Raw genomic sequence first — 22476 nt, 5'->3', positions numbered from 1 at the left:
ACCCCACTATGAATGAGATTTTGATCCTTTATTACAGCCAGTCCGGGCAGGTAAAAGCTATGGCTGAACAAATTGCGCGTGGTGTGGAAAAACATACTCAGTGCACGGCACGAATCAGAACGGTGCCCAGGGTTTCCACCGTTTGTGAAAAAACCGAACCAGAGATTCCCGCCTCAGGCCACCTTTATGCCACATCGGCTGACTTGCAGGAATGTGCAGGGCTTATTCTGGGTAGCCCTACCCGTTTTGGCAATATGGCAGCTGCACTTAAATATTTTATCGACGGTACCAGTGACAATTGGTTATCCGGTACCCTGAACGGCAAACCGGCTGGAATATTTACTTCAACCGGAAGCTTGCATGGTGGTCAGGAAACCACCTTGTTATCCATGATGCTGCCGCTATTACATCACGGTATGGTGATTACCGGTTTACCATATACCGAAGCTGCTTTGATGACCACGCAAACTGGTGGCACACCTTATGGTGCCAGCCATTTTGCCGGAGCAGATAATAAACGGACTATGAGTCAGGAAGAAATCGATCTGTGTCAGGCATTAGGGTTGCGGGTCGCTGAGCTTGCCGTTAGGCTTGCCAAATGAAGTTTGTGCAATCACTCAGAATTATTTCGTTAATCAGTTTTTTTGGACTGATGATCAGCTTACTGGTCTGGATTTTAATCGCAGAACACAGTGAAAACTTTCCTGTCGCAGCATGGCTTATCATAGGCGTGGTGCCATTATTGTTTCCAATGAGAGGTATTCTCTATGGAAAAACCTATACTCATGCCTGGGCCAGTTTTTTGATGTTGTTTTATATTGCCCATGGAATTGGCGAATTATATAGCAGAGATGCGGTTATCTGGTATCCATTACTGGAAGTGATATTCAGTAGCAGTTTTTTTGTAGCAGCGAATTTATATGTTCGTGCCTCGGCAAAATTGCGAAAAAAATCACAGACTTAATTTATAAAGAGTGTTCCAATATCATTGAATATTTATTGGAGTGACCTATGAGTACGATTCCTGCCATTCAATCAGCTTATCAAGGCATTCAAAGTGGCATGCAAAGCCTGAACAAAAACGCTTTCGCTGTGGCGAGTGAATCAACCAAAGGTGGCGATTTCGTGACACCAATGGTCGATATGAATAGCGACAAGCTACAGGTACAGGCTTCAGCAAAAGCTCTGCAAATCAGCTCTGATACACTTGGCTCCCTGCTTGATATCAAAGTCTGAAAAAACTTTTAATTCTGCTTAACGCCTAAATACTGGCAACAAAAAGACATTTGACGCTACACTATAGTCGTTACTGACTACGAAGCCCTATTTTGAGTTTATCCCCATACGTCGCGCTTGACGAAAAGATTATCCGTGCAGCGCTGAATCCCGAAATTATCTCTCAACTTGACAGCCTTCAGGTTTTCTCTGAAGTGACTTCAACCAACGATATTCTCTGGCAAAAAGCCCAAACGGATATATCCGGCACAGCAGTGTGTCTTGCAGAAATGCAGACCGCTGGCCGCGGTCGTCGTGGTGGTCAGTGGGTTTCCCCCGCCAGTGGCAATATTTATCTGTCTTTAATGCGGTCATTAAACATTGAAGCTGTCCGCAATGGTCTCAGCATTGCCATCGGCATCGCCTTGATTAATACCCTTCGGGCAGAGGGTGTAGAAGGTTTGCAATTAAAATGGCCCAATGATGTTTTATATAAGCGACGTAAACTTGCAGGAATTCTTGTAGAATCACGTTACGGAAGCCAAAACTACGTTACCATCGGTATCGGCTTGAACCTTTCACTACCGGACAATTTACATACTGCCATCCCTCAGCCCGTTATCAGCCTGGAGCAACTTTGTGATCCGCTCCCCTGTCGCAATCGGCTGGCAGCCAAAATAATTCAAAATATGATTGAAACCCTAGAACTCTTTTCTCATCGTGGTCTTAGTGACTTTCTGCCTTTATGGCCACAATACGATGCCCTGCATAATCAGGCTATCAATATCATCAGCGAAAACGGACAATTTACCGCGCTCGCCTGTGGTATCAACGAACAAGGTGAATTACGGTACATGCGTGACCAGCAAGTAGCATACTTATCCAACAGCCACCTCAGTATCAGGTTTGCCTCATGATCTTATTAGTCGATATTGGAAACAGTCAGATTAAATGGACCACGATACAGTCCAAGGTATTGGCTGACTCGCAACATTTCAGCAGACCAAAGACCGGCATCAAAGCAGCTTTGAATAAAGCGTGGAAATCACTTGAGGATATCGAGGCTGTTTTTGTCAGTAACGTTGCCGGCGACAAGATTGCCGCACAACTGACCGAATGGATCGACAAACAATGGAAACTGACACCAGTATTTGTGCAAAGTGAGAAAAGAAGGTTTGGTGTGACCAATGCCTACGAACAACCTGAAACACTGGGTGTGGATCGCTGGTTAGCCATTGTCGCCGGTCGCCAGCATGCACGGCAGGTTACCTGCATTATTGATTGTGGCACAGCTATCACCGTGGATATCGTGACTGAAAAGGGGCAGCATCAGGGAGGTTTGATTGTTCCCGGATTGTCGCTGATGAAAAAAATGTTGACCGATAACACCGATGCGCTCAGCAATGTTACGCAGGAAAGCGAATTTAACTTATTGGCAACCAATACTCATAGCGCTATTCAGGCGGGTACCTTGTATATGGTTACGGCTACTCTGGAAAATCTCATCAACGATCTGCAACAGAATTTCACAGATGAAGTTCGATTTTTGATTACCGGAGGGGATGCTGAGGAATTAATTCCACTTATGCCCCAGCCATTAATCCACGAACCAGATTTAGTATTGAAAGGTTTAGCGCAATACGCCAGACAAAATAATCAACGCAATAAAAATAAACCGGTGAAACAGATTGAGTCCAACTCGGATGAAACCCCGATAGAAGACTCAACAGCATTGCCAGAAAACGCGAACTGAGATAAGCTTTCGCACCCTTAAGGAGAACTGGCCGAGTGGTTGAAGGCGCACGCCTGGAAAGTGTGTATAGGTTAATAGCCTATCGAGGGTTCGAATCCCTCGTTCTCCGCCAAATTAATTTCAAAGCCTGTTAATCTTAATTGGTAATTTCCCAACCCTTGCTTTATCTGATTTTTTAAATGTGATGCCATTCCTGCTGCAAAAGTGATGGTGAATCTTGCGCATGGATATTAAGCATTTTCAGATTCCAGAAATCAGCTTCAACATATTGAACCTAGTTTTTGCTTCCCCTTAACCGAACTGTTTGAATGAACAGACAATAATAAATTTCTTTATTTTTATTACCGCTATGCATGGCACTGAAATCAAAAAAAGCATAGAATAGCCAACTCTATGGTGGCCCAGCCGGTCTCCTCGCGACGATATGTTGGTTACCACGTCAGGCCCGGAAGGGAGCAGCGCAGCCATCGGACTCGGGCGCCGAGATTGGGCTGGTTTGGGTCACCACCCTTATACCACATTGGGTATCTGACAAGCTGCATGAGTTATCTGGTACTGGCCCGCAAGTGGCGCCCCAAAAAATTTGCCGAAGTTGTCGGCCAGCAGCACGTATTACGTGCGCTGATCAATGGTCTAGACCAAGATCGCCTGCATCATGCTTTTCTGTTTGCCGGCACCCGCGGGGTGGGTAAAACCACTTTGGCAAGAATCTTTGCCAAATCTCTCAATTGTGAACAAGGCATCAGCTCTACTCCCTGTGGCGAATGTAATAGCTGTGTTGAAGTCGACAACGGTCGCTTTGTTGATTTGATTGAAGTGGATGCGGCGTCGCGTACCAAGGTCGATGATACCCGCGAGCTGCTGGATAATGTTCAATATGCGCCCAGTCGCGGACGCTACAAAGTCTATTTGATCGACGAAGTCCATATGCTGTCTACCAGCAGTTTTAATGCATTACTGAAAACATTGGAAGAACCCCCTCCCCACGTCAAATTCCTGTTTGCCACAACGGATCCGCAGAAGTTACCGGTCACGATTTTGTCTCGCTGCCTGCAATTTAATCTGCGTCGATTGGATATCAAACAAATTTCCGATCATCTGGCGTTTATTCTGCAGCAGGAAAATATAGATTTTGAAGCCGAGGCTTTAAATCAGATTGCCTTTGCTGCTGATGGCAGTATGCGGGATGCCTTGAGCCTGCTGGATCAGGCAATCGCCTTTTCCGGTGGCAAAGTGACCACGGAAATTGTCAGCCAGATGCTGGGCAGTGTTTCCCAACAGCAATTAATACAATTGCTTGACGCGTTAGCTGCTAAAGATGCCAAATCACTACTGATACATATTGATGAACTGGCTTCTTTAGGCCGTGACTTTGTTGTGGTACTGGATGGTTTGATGACCAGTCTGCAACGTATTGCCACAATTCAATTAATTTCTGACACAGAATCACTTGATCAACAGGATGATGCGGCGTTACAGAATTTTGCCAATATTTTCTCCGCTGAAACGGTGCAACTGCTGTATCAGATCGCCCTGCATGGCAAGCGCGATATGCCTTATGCTGCTGACCCACGTAGTGGTTTTGAAATGACCTTGTTGCGGATGTTGAGTTTTCAACCCCAGGCGGTAACTGTTAACGCGGGGCATCCCCCCGTAAAAAAGTCGCAAGCCAATAGTGAATCAGCGCCTGTTTCGTCAGCGGTAAGTTCATCCGTTGAACCCGCTGCAATGTATTTTCCCCCATCAGATTCAACGGTTATCCATTCTTCGAAAGCTGAGCCTGATTCCGCCGAACCACCGCATACTGCACCAGCAAAACTTGAGATAAATGAACCGCCGGTCGAGCCTGAAACGCATTCGACAGTGGTCACTAATACTTCAACCGAAGTTCCGCCCAAAGAAACTGTACATTCTGACTCTGACGATGCATCTCAGCTGCTCAACTTGACCACAGCAAACTGGACCGCGTTGATTGCACAATTAAAACTGTCCGCATTTGCCAGGCAATTGGCAGATCACTGCGCCTATCTCCGCTCGGATAAAAACAAAATTTATCTTTCCGTCGCATCTGAATTACAACATCTGGCAAATGATAAATCGGTTGCAAAACTGCAAGCCGCTGTCAGTAAACAGCTACAGTTTGAAGTCACATTAGTGTTCACTGAAACAACTGACACGGAAAATGTCCCGACATTAGCTGCTGAGCGTGCACAACAGGCCGCAGAACTTCAACAAAACGCAGTTGATGCCATTCACAATGATCCTGTGGTTGAACAGATCAAAAATGCATTTAATGCCCGTATAATCGATACAACAATTAAACCCTTATAACTTTAAAGAGGATCTCCTATGAAAGGTGGATTAGGTAATCTGATGAAACAGGCCCAGGAAATGCAGGCCAATATGCAAAAGGCTCAGGAAGAACTGGCCAATGTCGAAGTCACTGGCCAGGCTGGTGGCGGCATGGTGCAAATCACCATGACCGGCAAACACGATGTTAAACGTGTGAGCATTGAAGACAGCCTGTTTCAGGATGATAAAGAGATGCTGGAAGATTTGATTGCAGCAGCTGTTAACGATGCAGTAAAACAAGTCGAGAAAACCACCCAGGAACGCATGGCTGGCATGATGCCTCCAGGCATGAAATTACCTTTCTAATTCAGATATGGCTACTCTCGGTCCCAGTATTGATCAACTGATCCAGGCTTTACGCTGTTTACCCGGCGTGGGGCCAAAATCAGCTCAGCGAATGACGTTTCATTTACTGGAACGGGATCGTAGCGGTGGTGAACATCTGGCTGAAATGCTGAGCAAAGCGCTGGCTAATGTAAAACATTGCCAGCGCTGTCGTATTTTAAGTGAAGAAGATATTTGCAGTCGCTGTAACGACAGTTCACGCCGTGAAGATCAACTGTGTATTGTGGAGATGCCCAGTGATGTGATTGCTATTGAACAGGCAACGCATTATCAAGGACAGTATTTCGTGCTGACCGGTCATTTATCTCCATTGGATGGTATCGGACCTGAAGCATTAGGCATCCCCGATCTCATTGCGCGGTTTGATCAGAAAATCGTCACTGAAGTCATTCTGGCAACCAATCCAACGGTTGAAGGACAGGCTACAGCACACTATATTAGTGAAATTGCGCGCTCAAGGGACATTCATGTAACACGGTTAGCTCATGGTATACCATTGGGAGGTGAACTTGAGTATGTTGACAGTGGTACACTGTCTCATGCATTTGCTGGGCGAGAAAAATATTAACCGAATGAACCAATATTAGAGCGGATTTACATGACGGAAACCTATACGGCATACGACTCACTAAAAAACTTTAACGGTCTTATTCACCGTCAACCGTTGTTTATTTCCAAAAAACTCGATGTCGACAGTTATCATCTGACATTTCTTGATGCTCAAGGACATGCCCTGGATGAAAACACACCGGTACCGGATTTTCTTCCACAGCTTCCCGATATATTGCAGGCAATAAATCACCATCAAAAAACCTTACTAACGATTCCCGGGTCTTGGCAAAAAGCTCTTTTTGAATATGAAATGCCTGGAATTGATCTGATTATTGAAGCCAACGATCGTTCGTTAACAAAACCAGTCAGTTTGCATCTTAGTTATGCGGAAAATGCCAAAAGTAATGCCGGTAATGGTAGAACGCTGCTAATTGATTTGGACGAGTTTTCTGAAATGGAAATCTCTGAAAATCTGCCCAAATGGCGCCAGCAGCATCCCGTGTTGTGTGCTTTAAATGTTAATGCCTTCACACAGTTCAGTCTCTGCCAGTTACATGATATTGATTTACTTCAGGGGTATTTCTACACCCTGCCGGATACCAGCATAGATAAAAAAGTTGCCCCTGCAACTCAAACGCTGATGGAACTTCTGGTCAAGTTGCAGGATCCTGAAGTAGAGGTTGATGAACTGGCGGAAATTATTAATCAGGATGTGGCATTAAGTTATAAATTGCTGCGTCTGATTAACTCTGCCTTTTTCGGCCTTCCCCGGGAGGTGGGCAGTACCCGCCAGGCTATCGTGATGCTGGGGCAGAACAAAATTAAAACCTGGGCAAGTCTGTTATGCCTTTCCGGGCTTGATGATAAACCCAATGAACTTCGCACCACTGCGATGATTCGTGGACGGATGTGTGAATTACTGGCGAAACATTACAAAGGCCATGCCGATGTATTTTTCGCAGCAGGCTTATTTTCTACTCTCGATGCCTTAATGGATAAACCTCTCGAAGTGTTGTTGCAGGACCTGCCATTAAGCGAAGAGTTACACTCGGCACTTTTATTTAAAGAAGGTGTGACAGGTAATGCTTTGAATCAGGTACTCAATTATGAACGCGGTAACTGGTCTGCAATTGACTATTCAGTAGCAGGTGCTGATACATTATTAGCTGCGTATCTGGATGCACTTTACTGGGCGAAAGAATTAAATCTCCAGTTAAACGATTAATGGCTATAAGCTGGTTAGGAGCACCTGAGGACAGCCCTTTTCCCCCCGTTGATCAAGCGACGTCCCATGGTTTGCTAGCGGCTGGTGGTGATTTATCTATGACCCGTCTTCTCAATGCCTATCGTCATGGCATTTTCCCCTGGTTTAACGCATACGATCCGATTTTATGGTGGAGTCCCGATCCTCGAATGGTGTTTCATACCGATAAAATGCATATCAGTAAAAGCTTAAAAAAAGCATTACGGCAAAAACCATTCAATATTACATTTGATCAGGATTTTAAAGGTGTCATGCAGGCATGTGCTGCACCCAGATTATTAAAACTGCCTGTTGAGCAGCATGAAACCTGGATCCATAATGAAATGATTTCAGCTTATATGGAACTGCACCAGGCAGGATATGCTCACAGTGTGGAGTGCTGGCAGCAGGGACAGCTTGTTGGGGGAGTTTATGGTGTCGCGATTGGTAAGATGTTTTTTGGTGAATCTATGTTCAGCTTTAAAACCAATGCCTCAAAAATTGCTTTAGTAGCCTTGTCTCAGCAGCTAAAACAATGGGGTTATCCTTTGATTGATTGCCAGGTGTATTCCGAACACCTATCGCGTCTTGGCGCCGTCACCCTGCCAAGAGAAATTTTTCTGCAACAAGTACAAAAACTTTGCGCACTGCCCGGCCAGACTGGCTGTTGGCAAACCACGACACCTCCTTTTTCCTATGAGCCTTGATTTTTATCAGGATCGTCCGCATGCCTGCTCATATCTTGAAGACAGACAGGCGAGAAATATTTATCCCGATCCAATGCGGCCGCTGACTAATGCCTTATACGGTCAATTGATTCAGCATGGATTCCGCCGCAGTGGAGAACATGTTTATCGTCCATTTTGTCAGGCATGCAATGCCTGTGTTCCGGTAAGAATATCGGTTAACCATTTCCGTCCTAACCGCAGCCAACGACGCTGCCTGAAAAAAAATGATGACGTCACTCTAAGCATCCGGCCAGCTGTTTTTGATGATGAACACTATGATCTTTATCAACGCTACCTGGCGCATCGCCATGCCGGTGGAGGAATGGATAATCCAAGCAAAGAAACCTACCTGCAATTTCTCACCAGCAGTTGGAGTGATACGGCATTTATAGAATTCAGAACGCCGGATAAACTGCTGGCTGTTGCGATTACCGATTTTGTAAACGACGCTGCTTCAGCGTTCTACACGTTTTTTGACCCGGAATATTCGGACAGAAGTTTGGGTACCTTTGCTATTCTCAAACAGATTGAATTAGCGCAACAACAGAATTTATCCTGGTTGTATTTAGGCTACTGGATTGGTGATAGCCCTAAAATGCGATACAAGAGTCATTTCTCTGCATTACAGCAATTTGATGGCCAATGGCGCGACTTTGATAAAAAAGCTTTGAATAATCAGTAATATTACGGCAAAATGGATCTTTTAATAGTTAGGCAAAATCAGACCTGTATGGCAAAAGAAGATCATATTGAATTCGAAGGCACTGTCATTGACACCATGCCCAATACCACTTTCCGGGTTGAACTGGAAAATGGTCATGTTGTAACAGCACATATTTCGGGAAAAATGCGTAAAAACTACATCCGCATTCTGACCGGTGATAAAGTGACTGTGCAGCTGACCCCTTACGATTTAAGCAAAGGCCGCATCGTTTATCGCGCCCGCTAACCGCTCAAAGTAACAACTGCTATCACTAGTTATTGTTAAATTCCGTTTTTAATGCTGTCGCCAGGCAGCTGCAATTGCCAAACCTAACATCCCCACAAAGGTCAGCAACGTCCAGGCAGGTATACTGAGGGTCAGAAATGTCCAGGATACTTCCGCACATTCTCCTGAACCGCTCAGCACCATAGAAAGCGCATCGGTCAACGGAAAGTTTTCCATAATAAAGCCCATTCCAGGGCCGCAACTGGGTACCTGATCGGCAGGCAGACTCTGCAACCAGACATGCCGTGCTGAAACGGCCGCGCCTAGTAATGCCGTTAAACCAATCAAAGCAGCATAAATTTTAGTACCTGTTCTGGCAGGATTATGTATCGCTGCTATCAGAAAAAATATTCCGGTAACCATCACCAATACACGTTGCAAAATACACAGCGGACAGGGTTCCAATTCCATTACATGCTGCATATAGAGTGCAGCGAGAAATAAACTGAAACAAAATATAAATCCGCCAAACAATAGCTTGCGTGTGGTGATCAAAACGGTTTCCTCCGTTGGATTAATTTGTGCTAAGTTAACCTAAAAACCGCATCAGATAAAGGGTTAAGTCATGTCAGAAAATAACTTCGAAGAAAAGTTCGCAGCAGCCTATGACAAAATGATGGAACGTATTCAGCATTTTTTTGAAGAATCTGAAAGCAATGCTGTTCCTACCCTGAAACAACGCATTGAACTGGCAAAATTACGCGCCATTGAATTACGGGAAGTCACCGCAGAAGAAGCCGACAAAATTGCCTATTATGTTGAGCGCGATTTACATGATGCCGCGGAATATCTGGAAACAACGGGTAAGGAATTTTCCACCTGGTTTAATTTTGATTTGCAGCTCGTTGAAGCGCGGCTATATGAATTATTTGCCTCTGTCGCAGACCGCACCCGCCTTGAACTCGGCCAGCTGGCCAGTCAGGCACAAATGGCTCAGCAATATCACACCGGAGAAATTACCGGTATAGGCACTTTATTCTGTGATTCATGCGGTACAGAAATGCACTTCAAGAAAACAGGTCGCATCCCTCCTTGCCCGAAATGTCACCACACGGAATTCAGACGCTATTCAAAATAAACTTTAAATAAAATCTTCCGGCCAATAGAAAGCACCCTCTGCAATCAACTCGCAACAGACATCGGCTAATACCGGGTATTTGCGTAATTGCTGCCAGTCCTTTTGGTCGATTTGAGATTGGGTGGTTAGCCACGAAAGCGTTTCCACTGCGGCCAACTCAACAGAATACGCTTCACCAGCAACAAATAAATACGCCGTAGCAGTATCGTTATGCCAGGCAAAGCGTAAATACCCATTGCGTTGTAAATACTCGCCGTTGTTAAAGCGTCTATCCAGTTCGGCCAGCGTGGGTTTATCAGCGATAAACTCGTCGGCCAGCTCCTGTAAAGTTGATTTGGTTTCTGTGACCAGCCTCCCTACTGCTAAAATCATTAAGTCAGCGTTTTCATTGATGGTTTTCAGCAATAAATTCTGAAACCGCTTTATTGCACTGTCATCAATTTCCGTTGTTGAAGACGCTGCGTTTGTTTCGGCATCAGCATAAAGTTGTTCTGCAATATCCTGCTCTTGCAGTGTATGACTGAAAGCATCCAGCAACTGTAACTGTGATGGGGCCCTAAAACCTACTGAAAACGTCAGGCACGGATTTAATGCCACACCATGATGAGCATAGTGCGGTGGCAAATAAAGCATATCACCTGGATGCAAATCCCATTGCTGATCGGCTGAAAACTGCTGCAATATACGTAAATCGGTATCACTCCTGAAAACCGCATCGGCTAATGGTTTATCACTGATTTGCCAATGCCTGGCTCCCTGCGCCTGCAGTAAAAAAACATCATAGCTATCAGTATGCGGTCCAACTGAACCACCCTCCGGTGCGTAACTAATCATTACATCATCCCGACGCCAGTCGGCAATGAAATCAAATGCAGTTAGCAGCTTCTGTAACGGTGGATAATGCTTATCCATATCCTGCACCAGTAATGTCCAGTGTGTTTCCGGTAAAGCAGCAAAATCATCTTCATCAAAAGGACCGTGTTGCAGTTGCCAGGGCCTATCACCAAACTCTTCAATCAAGCGTGATTCGATTTCTGCTTCAGCTGCAAACGCCGCTAAATCCTCTTGCGTAAGATCACTGACGGGCAGCGGAAATGCCTGACGAATCACCAACGGTTTCTTTTGCCAGTATTCATCTAGAAACTGCTGCTGAGTCAAACCGGTATTAAAAAACGCTGTCATAAGCTTGCTGCATGAAACTGTAACTGGGGGTAAAGCCTTGGGCCTTGATTATGAATAACGACACGACTAATTGCGGCGTAAGGCACTTGAATGCGAAACATTGCCTCAAGCGGCATTGCTAACACCTCAGCGAGAATAACGCGAATAACCCCGGCATGAGCGACAAGTAAAATATGATTATCAGTATGGGATTGCACTAAGGTTTGCCAGGCTTTTTGAATACGCCGTTGAAACGCTAATAATGATTCGGCATTGGCTGGCGTATTTTTTATCGGGTCATCATAGAAGGCATAAAACGCTTTTTTGTTCTGTTGCTCCAATTCGCTGGCAGTTTTACCCTCCCAGTCACCAAAGCCGATCTCTATAAATGCAGAATCACATTGCAATGAAATGCCATGTTTATCTGCAAGTTCTTTGGCAAAGTCCGCGCAACGAATTAAAGTGGAACTGACTATTTTTTGCCAGGGCTGATTATTTTCAGTTGCACAGCGCATCTGCTGCCAACCTAACTCACTTAAAGGATCATCCAGTTGCCCACGATAGCGCATTCCGCCCTGGGGTTCTCCATGACGCATCAAATCGATCACTAAAGCCATTGTTAACCAATAATTTCAACTTTGAGAATGACGTTATCCACCGCTGTGACCTGGACCCGAGTCCCTGTAGGACAATCGGGCCCATGCACTTTCCAGGTTGAATCGTCGAGAATGACTTTCCCCTGTCCATTCACAATAGGGTTGGTCAATGTGATAATGCGGCCAACATGCTGTTCGCCGCGCCGGTTTAATAGGGGTTCATCGGTGGCAATGGGATTTTTAATGTAATAGCGGCGCCACAACACAATACTGAGCACCGACAATACTGCAAACATCAACCATTGGAACTGCCAGGCAATCTCAGGAAACAGTAACAACACCAGACCGGTGAGAAATGCCGCGATTCCCAGCCACAAAGCAAAAAAACTGGGCAGGATAATTTCCAGAGTAATCAGCACTATAGCTAATACCCACCAGTGCCAGAAGTCGATAATGAAAGGCATATCAGTTCTCTTTACGCACGAAGGCTTCTTTAGCCAGTTCGGTTATGCCTGCCAGTGAGCCGATAACACTTCCAGCTTCCAGCGGCATCATGATGATTTTGTGATTATCGGCACTGGCCATATCTTTGAGCGCCTCAATATATTTTTGGGCAACAAAATAATTTACTGCCTGCACATCGCCCTGGGCAATCGCTTCAGAAACCATGGTGGTGGCTTTGGCTTCCGCTTCTGCCAGACGCTCACGTGCTTCCGCATCCCGAAATGCCGCTTCACGACGGCCTTCCGCATCCAGAACTGCAGCCTGCTTCTCACCCTCTGCACGCAAAATTTCAGATTGACGATGGCCTTCAGCTTCCAGGATATTTGCGCGTTTAATCCGCTCTGCTTTCATCTGACGGCCCATGGCCTCAATCAGATCGGCTGGTGGTTCAATATCCTTAATTTCAATCCGGGTAACTTTAATGCCCCATGGTGTTGTTGCATCATCGACCACTGTTAGGAGGCGTGTATTGATTTCATCACGTTTGGATAGCAATTCATCCAGATCCATTGACCCCATTACTGTCCGCACATTGGTCATGGTTAAATTCAGAATGGCATTATCCAGACCACTGACTTCATAAGCTGCTTTTGCGGCATGGATCACCTGATAAAACACCACACCATCAACTCGTACCATCGCATTATCCTTGGTGATAATACCTTGAGAGGGCACATCCAATACCTGCTCCATCATGTTGATGCGTGCGCCAACCTTATCAATCACCGGCACAATGATATTCAAACCTGGTCGCAAGGTTTTGGTATAGCGGCCAAATCGTTCAACCGTATATTCCCAGCCCTGGTCTACCGACTTGACGCCCATTAAAACAAGGACAATGGCCAGTACCAGCACCACGATAACAAATAGCGAAAAACCTTCCATTACTCTGCTCCATTGCGACTTTTAATCTTCACTGGATGATACCAGCAAAGTATATTAAGCGGGTGGATCTTGGACATTTTGGGGTCAGCGTTAGACAATAGACAACATGATCATTCGGAACCGTTTTATATGAAATCTTTGAGCCTAATTCGTAGCCTGTTTTTTGTCGCTTTAATGAGTTTTGGGGTCGCAGCACAGGCTCAACAGTGGTATCACGTTGAACTGATCGTTTTTGAAGTACTCAATCCATCTGATAACGAACAGTCGCCGGTATTTACCTTGCAGGATCCTGCTCCTTTGAAAGTGGGTATGGCCAACAAAATTATTCAACCAGCAGGTAACAAAAATCTGACAGATATTTCACAACGGCTGCGTAATTCAGCAGGTTATCGGGTAATAAGCCATCAAACCTGGCAACAAGCCGTTGGCAGTCGCAGTCGGGCACAAGCGGTGGCGATAGACTCTGATAGGGTTCAAGGACAAGTACGTTTTCATATTGCTACCTATTTACACGCGAGTCTGGATCTATGGTTGCAGGATGGTGTGCGCTCAGTGGAAAGCAATTCATATCATACTTTGCATCAACCACGTTTAGTGGAATTGCGCCGTATTCGTAGTAAGCAGGTGCATTATTTCGATCACCCTCGATTTGGCGCTATTCTGCAACTGATACCGGTATCAACACCGGATCATGTGCTGAGTAATATGACCGAACCAGAAACCTATTCACTGCCATCTGAAGGTGAAGCTACAACAGCGGAATAACCCCTTTCAATAATCGTCTTACCTGCCCCATCGAGTCATCCATGGTGTCCAATATGGCTTCTATAGTCAGGGGGTGTGAACTTAAACCAGCCGCCTGATTAGCCACGACAGCAATACTGGCGTAGGCAATATTTAATTCCCGTGCCAGTGCCGCTTCAGGCATGGCCGTCATGCCCACCATGTCAGCACCATCATTTTTTAATTTCTGGATCTCTGCAGCCGTTTCCAGTCTCGGTCCCTGAGTTACCGCATAGGTTCCGCCATCGATAACTGTCATTTCTTCACTATTGGCAGCAAGCTGTATTTGCTGACGCAGTGTTTCATCAAATGGGTAGGTGAAATCAATATGCTTATCGGCTGAAAAATCCTCACTGGCAAAACTGGATTCCCTTCCCCAACTGTAATCAATCAACTGGTCAGGTAATGCAATTGTTCCCGGCATATAGGGCTCCGTAATACCACCCACCGAAGCAACAGCGAGTATTTGTTCTACTCCTAACTGGTGAAACGCCCAGATATTCGCCCGATAATTAATAAGATGTGGCGGAATTGTATGATGTTCGCCATGTCTAGGCAGAAAAGCCACCGTTTTATCGGCATAACGACCAATCATTAATGGCGCAGAGGGCTCGCCAAAAGGCGTTTCTCGCTGCATTTTCTGTTCCAGAATCAAGCCCTCAAGCTGGCTTAACCCACTGCCTCCAATTAATCCAATCATGATGCATTCTCCTTGACGGCAAAGATGCCAGGCGCATTACGTAAATGGCCTTTGTAATCCATACCAAAACCGAAAACATAACGATCCGGAATTTGTAAGCCAATATATTCCGGTTGAACGCCATATTTATTACTGTGCTGTTTATCTGCCAATACCACTGCTTTTACAGAAGTCGCACCAGCCTGCTGACAAAAGTTACGCAACGCTGCCAATGTAATGCCTTCATCATATATATCATCCACTAACAGCACATGTCTGCCATTAAGATCAATATTCGGCTTGGCCAGCCAATTCAGTTCGCCGCCCACTGTTTTATCACCATAACGTGTCGCATGAATATAGTCTGTTTCCAGCGAAAACTGCAGTTTTGGTAATAAATGGCCCATGGTCATCACCGCACCGTTCATCACGCAGAGCAGCACAGGATTTTTGTCGAGATAATCCCTGTCCAGCTGCATAGCCAATCGATCGAGACTTTTATCAATGGCCTGCAAACTAAATAAACACTCTGCTTCGGGCATTACCTGATTCATCTACTTCACCTATCTGTATCAATATCAGGCAGTATAATAGGCTGCTTTGATTACGGGAAAGCCAAAATGGCGCGTTTTTGGCCGATTCTGCTGTTTATCGCCATTTTTATTTTCGTCTGGCTGCAACCTGAAAAACTGCAATCCGAAAATAATGCGTCGGAAATATCCTCTCCGCAGCGGGTCATCAGTCTGGCTCCTAGCATTACCGAAACACTGTTTGCACTGGATGCGGGTGATAAAGTGGTTGCGGTAACGGACTATTGTCGATACCCCAACCAAGTGAAAAATCTTCCCAAAGTTGGCGGTTATCTGGATCCAAATCTGGAGCAGATTGTTCGCTTGAAAGCCGATATGGTTATCCTGCTGGAACGCCAACAAAGCTTAAATACGCAACTGCAGCAATTGGGGATTAAAACGCTAAGTATTGATAACTCCAGTCTGGCCGGCATTCGAAACAGCATCATTGATATAGGCGTAGCAGTTAATAATGTGTCATTGGCCAGAAACCTGGTCAGCGAGTTTGATAATCAGCTTGAATCAATCCAACAGAAAATCCACAATCAGCCCGAACCGACTGTTTTGATTGCGATAGCCCATAGTTCACATACGCATTTTCTGGATAAGGTATATCTCGCCGGACAACAGGATTTTTATAATGATTTATTGTCATTTGTTGGTGCGACCAATGTCTATCAGGGACCAAACATAAAAGTGCCTGCAGTTTCCACAGAGGGCCTGTTACGGCTTAACCCTCAAATCATTGTTGATATTTTTCCCAGCGAAGAAGTGTATTCACCTGACCTCACCAAGCTACGGCAGCAATGGCAGAGACTGGATAAAATTGATGCCATCAGCAATAACCAGTTATATATTATTCAAGCCGATTATGCAGTGATCCCCGGCCCCCGAATCATTCAACTGGCAGAGGATCTGGCGCGGATATTTCATCCACAACTGGATTGGGATGTATCTCTAGATGATTAGCTGCAGCAATATTTTGGTAAAGGTCGGCGATAAAACACTGATTGAAGACATCAATTGCGATATTGCCCGTGGCGATTACCTGTGTATTGTGGGACCAAACGGCTCTGGCAAAAGCACTTTTTTAAAAACCTTATTTGCGCTTCAGCCTGTGTCGGGGGGGAAAATATCTATTGATGGACAAATGCTCTCACATTACAGCCAGAAAAAACTTGCCCAACTCATCAGTTATGTGCCGCAGACTGGAGGCAGTCACCTGAGTTTCAATGTTGAAGAATTTGTACGGATGGCAAGATACAGTTACCACCATATCTTTTCTGAGTGGCAATCGCAGGATCAGGACGCAGTAGAAAATGCGCTCACGATTACTGACAGCCAACCCTTTCGCTTTCGTAAAATGTCGACTCTCAGTGGTGGAGAGTGCCAACGGGTAATGATTGCCGCCGCTCTGGCGCAGGATACGCCGGTTTTAATGTTGGATGAACCCACGGCCTTTCTGGATCCCCATCACCAGGTTGCCGTACATCAATTAATCCGCAAACTGAATCAACAACTGCACAAAACCATTATCGAAGTGACCCACGATATCAATCATGCTGCGCAGCACAGTAAACATGTATTGGCGTTACTGGATGGTAAATGCCTGTGGCATGGCCCTGCTGAACAGTTTTTAGATGCCGAACGGTTACAGCAGCTTTATCAGCAAGCGTTTGTGTTTGCCAAACATCCACATCATGACCGGCTGATTGCTGTGGCAGATGAATCATGAGCATAAAACTTAAACTCATCGCATTAAGCCTGTTTACCATTCTGGTGGTCATTATCAGTCCGTGGCTGGATTTTTCAGCGGCTGGTTCGGCAGAAATCCAGCAAATGATTATCTATGAGTTGCGGATCCCAAGAGTGTTATTTGCATTTACTGCGGGCTGTGGTCTGGCATTGTGCGGCATGGTATTTCAGGCAATGTTTCGCAATCCGCTGGCCACACCATTTACCCTCGGCGTCGCCAGCGGAGCCTCACTAGGGGCAGCGATCAGTGTCTATACGGGTATTAGTTTTACGATTTTAGGGTTAAGTGCCACCAGCCTCAGCGCGTTTGCCGGTGCGTTAATCGCCATCAGCTTTGTTTACAGTATCAGTCGATTTCGGTTTGGCTTTTCCGGCGAAACCTTATTGTTAACCGGTGTGGCTATTAGTTTCTTTTTTTCCAGTCTGATTCTGTTTATTCAGTATCTCAGTAATGTTGCCGATTCATTTCAAATCATCCGCTGGTTGATGGGCAGTTTAACCGTCGTCGGTTACCAGGAATTAAAGCAACTGTTACCTTTTGTTATGCTGACGGCAGTAGTGATTATTTATCTCAGCCGCGAACTGAACCTGTTAATGGCCGGTGATGAAATAGCCACAAGTCGAGGCGTTTCGGTGAAATACGTACGCTACGCATTATTTTTTGTTACTTCGTTGTGCGTGGGTGCTATCGTTGCTTTATGCGGTCCAATTGGCTTTGTCGGCATGATGGTGCCACATATCTGTAGATTGATAATCGGTGAAGATCATCGTTATTTGATACCGGCCACATTGCTTTTTGGAGGTAGCTTTCTGGTGATTTGCGATACGCTTGCCAGACTAGTCATTGCCCCTGCAGAATTACCTGTGGGTGTTATTACCACGTTATTGGGCGGACCGTTTTTCCTGTGGCTTTTGATGCGATATAAATCGCAGCATTAATATAGCGAAATCGTTAACTGCTGCTGTCATTCGCGATTTTTGCTGCAACATTTCTCTGGCGGGTATTTATATGACTGATTCTGATAACCGTTTAACTGCCACAGTGATGCAAAAAACCTTTAACAGACGCCAAATATTACGTTATCTGGCTGCCAGCGGTGCCATGTTAATGATGCCCGCAGCATTGGCGAACTTGCCTAAAGAAGCACCTCGTCAGCTGTCGCTGTATAACCTGCATACTGAAGAAAAGCTCAAAGCGACTTATTGGGCGCAAGGCGAATATCAGCCGAATGCACTGGCAGAAATTGATTACCTGTTACGTGATCATCGTAGCGGTGAACACACAGATATGGATCGGCAATTGTTGAATTTAATGTTTCTGTTACAGCAGAAAGCACAAAGTAAACAAGCGTTTCATATTATTTCCGGTTATCGCTCCCCTGCCAGCAATGAAATGCTACGCAAGAGCAGCACTGGCGTCGCTCAGAAAAGTCTCCACACACTTGGCATGGCGGTAGATTTACGGTTGCCAGGCACCAACCTCGAAGAATTGCGTGATATGGCGATAAATCTGCAAGGTGGTGGCGTCGGTTTTTATCCAAAATCTGACTTTATTCACATTGATACCGGGCGAGTCCGCCGGTGGTAAATTAAAGCTCGGTAATTTCCTGCATCAGCTGCTGCGCTTGTTGATAAAAAATAGTCATCTGATTTTTATATTGCTCACTGAATTGTTGATGATGCAGTTGCATTTTAAGATGCAGTTTTCGCAATCTATCATGAAACGCCCTTTGCTTCTCAAGATTGATATAACTGTCACAGCTGGTCATACAATTAGGGTCAAGCCCGCATTCGTAGCGGTTAATGGTTTCTTCATGCTGCATAATTAATTCAACATGTTGATCCAGCTTGGCAGTGTGTTCGGGTAAACTTCTTTCCAGTTTGTGCAGAACGGCTATTAATCTCTGAGTATGATGCGTCCAGGAATCTGCATCGGCCAACCAGCGAAGATGATCAGCCCGCCACTGTTCACTTTCTTGTTTGAGTTGTTGCAATTCATCCATTTCACACCTCACTGTGTTGATTGGTAAAATCAGTCATTGCTTGTGAAGGCTTGCTATCAAGTAAGCATACACGACCTGACAATATCCCTGTAAAATATAGGGCTTTAAAATCTTTACGGAATATTTCTATGGCTCAAACTGTGGTCTGCGCATTATATGAATTTGTCACTTTAGATGATTATGCTGCGATTAAACCATCGCTACTCAAATTCATGCTGGATCATGAAGTGCGTGGCACCTTATTGCTGGCCCAGGAAGGGATAAATGGTACCGTCGCCGGCTCGCGACAATCTATTGATGCATTGCTGGATTATTTACGCGCCGATGCCAGATTAAAGGATTTAAGTTTCAAAGAGTCGTATACCGATAATCCGCCCTTTCTGCGAAGCCGGGTGAAATTAAAACGTGAAATCGTCACTATGGGTGTCGAAGGCATCGATCCGAAACAGTCAGTCGGCACCTATATCAAGCCCAAAGACTGGAACAAATTGATAAGTGATCCTGAAGTCTTACTGGTCGATACCCGAAATGATTACGAGGTTGAAGTAGGCACCTTCAAAAACGCGGTTAACCCTCACACAGAGAGTTTTCGTGAATTTCCTGACTATGTTAAACAGCATCTGGATCCACAAAAACATAAAAAAGTTGCGATGTACTGTACTGGCGGAATTCGCTGTGAAAAATCCACCGCTTATCTGAAGGAACAGGGGTTTGAGGAGGTTTATCATCTGGAAGGTGGCATTCTCAAATATTTGGAAGATGTGCCCGAACAAGAGTCGCTATGGGAAGGTGAATGTTTTGTATTCGATGAACGGGTCACCGTGAACCATAGCCTCGAAAAAGGTGAATACGACCAATGTCATGCCTGTCGGTTACCGATCACCGAAGAAGACAAGCAAAGTGAAAAATATCAACGCGGTGTGTCCTGCCCACATTGTTTTGATAAAACCACGGATGATCAGAAAGCCCGCTACGCAGAACGTGAAAAACAGATCCAGCTGGCCTTGCAACGAGGTGAAGCACATATCGGCATGGAATCCAACGAAGCTGCTGAATTACATCGTCTGGAGAAAATTCGCCGTAAAGAGCAGGATCGACTCGCTGCCATGAAAAAACACCATCGATGAGATTATTCACTGCCCTGCTTGTTTATGTACTGATCATTCCGCTTGGTTTTGCTCAAACGCAAAACGGACAAGCGGCGATTGCTTCAGCACATCCTTTAGCCACCCAGGCAGGGTTTGAAATTCTGCAACAAGGTGGCAACGCCTTTGACGCAGCGATTGCAGTAAGCGCTGCACTGGCTGTCGTTGAGCCTGCCGGTTCTGGTCTTGGAGGTGGTGGGTTCTGGTTATTACATCGTGAAACCGACCAACAACAGATTATGCTGGACAGTCGTGAAACAGCCCCCTCCCAGGCACACCGTGATATGTATCTGGATAACAATGGTGAAGTGGTTCGTGATTTATCATTAAACGGACCACTGGCGGCCGCTATTCCGGGAACCCCGGCCGCATTGGATTATTTAACTGAGCATTATGGTACTTTGCCATTATCTATCACCCTCGCCCCTGCAATTCGATATGCCAGAGAAGGTTTTGTCGTTACACCTCGTTTTCAACGCTATATGGGCTTTAGAAAACAGGTGTTAAATGCCGAAGCTAAAGCGATATTTTTGGATGGCGAAGAAATTCCCGCTTTAGGCTCCATGATCATCCAGCAGGAATTAGCCAAAACGCTGGAAGCTATTGCCTTAAGAGGTCGGGATGCTTTTTATCAGGGTGAAATTGCCGAACAGATGGTCAAATCAGTTCAAGCCGCGGGCGGTATCTGGACAGAACAGGATCTGGCGAATTATCAACTGAAAATCCGCCAGCCAGTAAAGGCTCAACTTGCTGGTTACACCATTACCACTGCTGCATTGCCCTCGGCAGGCGGTCAATTGATAACTTTGATGCTGAATCAATTGAATACACTGGATTACTGGCAAGCTGACAAGCTACAAAAGCGGCATTTGCTAATCGAGTCCATGCGTCGGGCCTATCGAGAACGCACTCTACATCTTGGTGATAGTGATTTTATTAAGGTTCCGGATTATTTACTGGATCCCGGTTATGCTGCCCAAATAGCTGAGGACATTGATCCCGAAAGCGCCAGTAAAAGTGATGAATTAACTGATGAATTCAGCAACAAAGGCCAGGACACCACACATTTTTCAATTGTTGATCAAGATGGCAACCGGGTATCTGCCACGCTGAGTATCAACTACCCATTTGGCAGTGGCTTTGTGGCTGGAAATACCGGTGTTTTGCTGAATGATGAAATGGATGACTTTTCTGCGTTAAGCGGTAGCCCCAACGCCTATGATTTAGTAAGTGAGTCCGCCAATGCCATTGAACCGGGCAAACGTCCACTGTCCAGTATGACGCCAAGCTTTGTCGAAAATGAACAGCGATTGCTGGTCATCGGCACACCCGGAGGTAGCAGAATTATTACCATGGTGATGCAAGGCATATTACATTTTATTGAAGGCCACGATGCCGAAGAAATTGTGGCTGCGCCGCGATTGCACCATCAATATCTGCCAGACCGGGTTCAAATGGAAACCCCCGGTCTGAGTGAGGCGGAGCAACAGGATTTAACAGACCGAGGTCATCAACTGGATGTGTTAAACCGTCAATTTGGCAATATGCAGGTCATTGTGGCCGATAAGAAGACCGGCAAACTTAGTGCCGCCAGTGACCCTCGTGGTGAGGGTATGGCAAAGACTGAGCAGATTATCGATAAAGACTGAATGATTACAGTTTCATCTCAGATGGCATGATGCCTTTTCTGGATTGAACCAACGCACTACCCTCCAGCACAATCAACGCAATCAACGTCAGTGAAATGGGCACTAATGCAAACCACCCCAGTACTGAGCGTTGAATAAAGCGCATGCTTTCATCTGCTTGAGCCATCAATAAAAATGAGCCGATTCCAAAAATCACTGCCGCCACCAGATAAGCACCTAATAAGTACATACTGCGCTTCCAGGCCAGTTTCCAGTGGGCCTGAACCAGTGCTGTCTGGTGTTGCGAGTTATAGGCTTTGTAAGCTATGGAGCCAATCATAATCAACGAACCCAACAGCGATAATGAGAAAATCAGCCACAGGTTTTCGGTAGCAAACAGAATCGCCGGAACCAGAAAATGAAATATTGCGACGTTGAACATTAACCGCTCATGTGGCTTACTGGCTTCATGATAGACTTCAGACATAGACTATTCCTCTGTTTATATAGGCCA

General features: G+C 45.5%; 29 protein-coding genes, 1 tRNA gene and 1 other RNA gene. 22 read left to right on the top strand and 9 right to left on the bottom strand.

Annotation, left to right across the window (positions count from 1 at the left end; translation table 11 throughout):
• Window positions 1–8 precede the first annotated feature (8 nt).
• The 14 genes from wrbA (at window position 9) to infA (ending at window position 9137) form a co-directional block, all read left to right on the top strand.
• The gene (gene wrbA, locus Q7A_RS06140) at window positions 9–602 is read left to right on the top strand and encodes an NAD(P)H:quinone oxidoreductase (protein ID WP_041354425.1); all 594 of its coding nucleotides are present in this window, start codon (window positions 9–11) and stop codon (window positions 600–602) included.
• Window positions 599–964, top strand: coding sequence for a DUF2069 domain-containing protein (locus Q7A_RS06135; RefSeq protein WP_014706469.1), 366 nt, complete (start codon window positions 599–601; stop codon window positions 962–964). Before wrbA ends, Q7A_RS06135 begins: the two co-directional genes overlap by 4 nt.
• 47 nt (window positions 965–1011) lie before the next feature.
• Window positions 1012–1236 carry a hypothetical protein gene (locus tag Q7A_RS06130; RefSeq protein ID WP_014706468.1) on the top strand — a complete coding sequence of 75 codons (225 nt, stop codon included), beginning with the start codon at window positions 1012–1014 and terminating at the stop codon, window positions 1234–1236.
• A gap of 92 nt (window positions 1237–1328) precedes the next feature.
• A complete protein-coding gene (locus tag Q7A_RS06125) occupies window positions 1329–2132 on the top strand; it encodes a biotin--[acetyl-CoA-carboxylase] ligase (RefSeq protein ID WP_014706467.1) in 804 nt (267 codons plus the stop codon).
• A complete protein-coding gene (locus Q7A_RS06120) occupies window positions 2129–2968 on the top strand; it encodes a type III pantothenate kinase (RefSeq protein WP_014706466.1) in 840 nt (279 codons plus the stop codon). Before Q7A_RS06125 ends, Q7A_RS06120 begins: the two co-directional genes overlap by 4 nt.
• A 21-nt stretch (window positions 2969–2989) precedes the next feature.
• Window positions 2990–3080: transfer RNA gene (locus tag Q7A_RS06115), tRNA-Ser, on the top strand.
• Between the two features lie 291 nt (window positions 3081–3371).
• Window positions 3372–3468: signal recognition particle sRNA small type (ffs, locus tag Q7A_RS06110), an RNA gene on the top strand.
• A gap of 40 nt (window positions 3469–3508) precedes the next feature.
• Window positions 3509–5299, top strand: a complete 1791-nt coding sequence (dnaX, locus tag Q7A_RS06105; RefSeq protein WP_014706465.1) for a DNA polymerase III subunit gamma/tau — start codon at window positions 3509–3511, stop codon at window positions 5297–5299.
• 18 nt (window positions 5300–5317) lie between these two features.
• On the top strand, window positions 5318–5626 hold the full coding sequence (locus Q7A_RS06100; protein WP_014706464.1) for a YbaB/EbfC family nucleoid-associated protein: 309 nt from the start codon (window positions 5318–5320) through the stop codon (window positions 5624–5626).
• 7 nt (window positions 5627–5633) lie between these two features.
• Complete coding sequence (gene recR, locus Q7A_RS06095) at window positions 5634–6233, top strand: recombination mediator RecR (RefSeq protein WP_014706463.1); 600 nt, start codon at window positions 5634–5636, stop codon at window positions 6231–6233.
• A gap of 30 nt (window positions 6234–6263) precedes the next feature.
• Window positions 6264–7442, top strand: coding sequence for an EAL and HDOD domain-containing protein (locus Q7A_RS06090; protein WP_014706462.1), 1179 nt, complete (start codon window positions 6264–6266; stop codon window positions 7440–7442).
• The gene (aat, locus tag Q7A_RS06085; RefSeq protein ID WP_044326380.1) at window positions 7442–8167 is read left to right on the top strand and encodes a leucyl/phenylalanyl-tRNA--protein transferase; all 726 of its coding nucleotides are present in this window, start codon (window positions 7442–7444) and stop codon (window positions 8165–8167) included. The genes Q7A_RS06090 and aat overlap by 1 nt, the downstream gene beginning before the upstream one ends.
• Window positions 8157–8870, top strand: coding sequence for an arginyltransferase (locus Q7A_RS06080; RefSeq protein ID WP_014706460.1), 714 nt, complete (start codon window positions 8157–8159; stop codon window positions 8868–8870). The genes aat and Q7A_RS06080 overlap by 11 nt, the downstream gene beginning before the upstream one ends.
• A 48-nt stretch (window positions 8871–8918) precedes the next feature.
• On the top strand, window positions 8919–9137 hold the full coding sequence (gene infA / locus Q7A_RS06075; RefSeq protein WP_009726411.1) for a translation initiation factor IF-1: 219 nt from the start codon (window positions 8919–8921) through the stop codon (window positions 9135–9137).
• A gap of 48 nt (window positions 9138–9185) precedes the next feature.
• On the opposite strand, the gene Q7A_RS06070 is transcribed toward infA, so the two are convergent.
• A complete protein-coding gene (locus Q7A_RS06070) occupies window positions 9186–9671 on the bottom strand; it encodes a disulfide bond formation protein B (protein ID WP_014706459.1) in 486 nt (161 codons plus the stop codon).
• 70 nt (window positions 9672–9741) lie between these two features.
• Here Q7A_RS06070 and Q7A_RS06065 point away from each other — a divergent pair, with 70 nt between their 5' ends.
• A complete protein-coding gene (locus Q7A_RS06065) occupies window positions 9742–10254 on the top strand; it encodes a zinc ribbon-containing protein (protein ID WP_014706458.1) in 513 nt (170 codons plus the stop codon).
• Between the two features lie 3 nt (window positions 10255–10257).
• On the opposite strand, the gene Q7A_RS06060 is transcribed toward Q7A_RS06065, so the two are convergent.
• The 4 genes from Q7A_RS06060 to Q7A_RS06045 are packed head-to-tail and all read right to left on the bottom strand — an operon-like array spanning window position 10258 to window position 13400.
• Window positions 10258–11436 carry a cupin domain-containing protein gene (locus Q7A_RS06060; protein WP_014706457.1) on the bottom strand — a complete coding sequence of 393 codons (1179 nt, stop codon included), beginning with the start codon at window positions 11434–11436 and terminating at the stop codon, window positions 10258–10260.
• A complete protein-coding gene (locus tag Q7A_RS06055) occupies window positions 11433–12032 on the bottom strand; it encodes a histidine phosphatase family protein (protein WP_014706456.1) in 600 nt (199 codons plus the stop codon). The genes Q7A_RS06060 and Q7A_RS06055 overlap by 4 nt, the downstream gene beginning before the upstream one ends.
• A 2-nt stretch (window positions 12033–12034) precedes the next feature.
• The gene (locus Q7A_RS06050; protein ID WP_014706455.1) at window positions 12035–12475 is read right to left on the bottom strand and encodes an NfeD family protein; all 441 of its coding nucleotides are present in this window, start codon (window positions 12473–12475) and stop codon (window positions 12035–12037) included.
• A 1-nt stretch (window position 12476) separates the two neighbouring features.
• Window positions 12477–13400 (bottom strand): SPFH domain-containing protein, encoded by a 924-nt coding sequence (locus tag Q7A_RS06045; RefSeq protein ID WP_014706454.1) that lies wholly within the window; start codon window positions 13398–13400, stop codon window positions 12477–12479.
• Window positions 13401–13529: 129 nt separating this feature from the next.
• Between Q7A_RS06045 and Q7A_RS06040 the strand changes: the two genes are divergently transcribed.
• Window positions 13530–14165 carry a CsiV family protein gene (locus tag Q7A_RS06040; protein ID WP_014706453.1) on the top strand — a complete coding sequence of 212 codons (636 nt, stop codon included), beginning with the start codon at window positions 13530–13532 and terminating at the stop codon, window positions 14163–14165.
• Here Q7A_RS06040 and Q7A_RS06035 read toward each other — a convergent pair.
• Window positions 14149–14883: an S-methyl-5'-thioinosine phosphorylase gene (locus Q7A_RS06035; protein ID WP_014706452.1), complete on the bottom strand. Its 735-nt coding sequence runs from the start codon at window positions 14881–14883 to the stop codon at window positions 14149–14151. The two genes, Q7A_RS06040 and Q7A_RS06035, sit on opposite strands and share 17 nt — an antisense overlap.
• The gene (locus Q7A_RS06030) at window positions 14880–15416 is read right to left on the bottom strand and encodes a hypoxanthine-guanine phosphoribosyltransferase (RefSeq protein WP_014706451.1); all 537 of its coding nucleotides are present in this window, start codon (window positions 15414–15416) and stop codon (window positions 14880–14882) included. Before Q7A_RS06030 ends, Q7A_RS06035 begins: the two co-directional genes overlap by 4 nt.
• A 66-nt stretch (window positions 15417–15482) precedes the next feature.
• Between Q7A_RS06030 and Q7A_RS06025 the strand changes: the two genes are divergently transcribed.
• From Q7A_RS06025 to Q7A_RS06010, 4 genes are all read left to right on the top strand, one after another.
• Window positions 15483–16400 carry an ABC transporter substrate-binding protein gene (locus Q7A_RS06025; protein ID WP_014706450.1) on the top strand — a complete coding sequence of 306 codons (918 nt, stop codon included), beginning with the start codon at window positions 15483–15485 and terminating at the stop codon, window positions 16398–16400.
• Complete coding sequence (locus tag Q7A_RS06020; protein WP_014706449.1) at window positions 16393–17166, top strand: ABC transporter ATP-binding protein; 774 nt, start codon at window positions 16393–16395, stop codon at window positions 17164–17166. Before Q7A_RS06025 ends, Q7A_RS06020 begins: the two co-directional genes overlap by 8 nt.
• Window positions 17163–18125: a FecCD family ABC transporter permease gene (locus tag Q7A_RS06015; protein ID WP_014706448.1), complete on the top strand. Its 963-nt coding sequence runs from the start codon at window positions 17163–17165 to the stop codon at window positions 18123–18125. Before Q7A_RS06020 ends, Q7A_RS06015 begins: the two co-directional genes overlap by 4 nt.
• Window positions 18126–18195: 70 nt before the next feature.
• Entirely contained in the window at window positions 18196–18774 is a 579-nt protein-coding gene (locus Q7A_RS06010) for a DUF882 domain-containing protein (protein ID WP_014706447.1), read from the top strand.
• Between the two features lies 1 nt (window position 18775).
• On the opposite strand, the gene Q7A_RS06005 is transcribed toward Q7A_RS06010, so the two are convergent.
• Window positions 18776–19189 carry a hypothetical protein gene (locus Q7A_RS06005; RefSeq protein WP_014706446.1) on the bottom strand — a complete coding sequence of 138 codons (414 nt, stop codon included), beginning with the start codon at window positions 19187–19189 and terminating at the stop codon, window positions 18776–18778.
• A 128-nt stretch (window positions 19190–19317) separates the two neighbouring features.
• Here Q7A_RS06005 and trhO point away from each other — a divergent pair, with 128 nt between their 5' ends.
• A complete protein-coding gene (gene trhO / locus Q7A_RS06000; protein ID WP_014706445.1) occupies window positions 19318–20316 on the top strand; it encodes an oxygen-dependent tRNA uridine(34) hydroxylase TrhO in 999 nt (332 codons plus the stop codon).
• Complete coding sequence (gene ggt, locus Q7A_RS05995) at window positions 20313–21983, top strand: gamma-glutamyltransferase (RefSeq protein ID WP_014706444.1); 1671 nt, start codon at window positions 20313–20315, stop codon at window positions 21981–21983. The genes trhO and ggt overlap by 4 nt, the downstream gene beginning before the upstream one ends.
• Before the next feature lie 4 nt (window positions 21984–21987).
• On the opposite strand, the gene Q7A_RS05990 is transcribed toward ggt, so the two are convergent.
• The gene (locus Q7A_RS05990) at window positions 21988–22449 is read right to left on the bottom strand and encodes a hypothetical protein (protein ID WP_014706443.1); all 462 of its coding nucleotides are present in this window, start codon (window positions 22447–22449) and stop codon (window positions 21988–21990) included.
• Window positions 22450–22476 lie beyond the last annotated feature (27 nt).

The sequence above is a fragment of the Methylophaga nitratireducenticrescens genome, from assembly GCF_000260985.4.
GTDB lineage: Bacteria > Pseudomonadota > Gammaproteobacteria > Nitrosococcales > Methylophagaceae > Methylophaga > Methylophaga nitratireducenticrescens.
The sequence above is the reverse complement of the archived record's forward strand: the minus strand, read 5'-3'. Positions and strand labels throughout refer to the sequence as shown.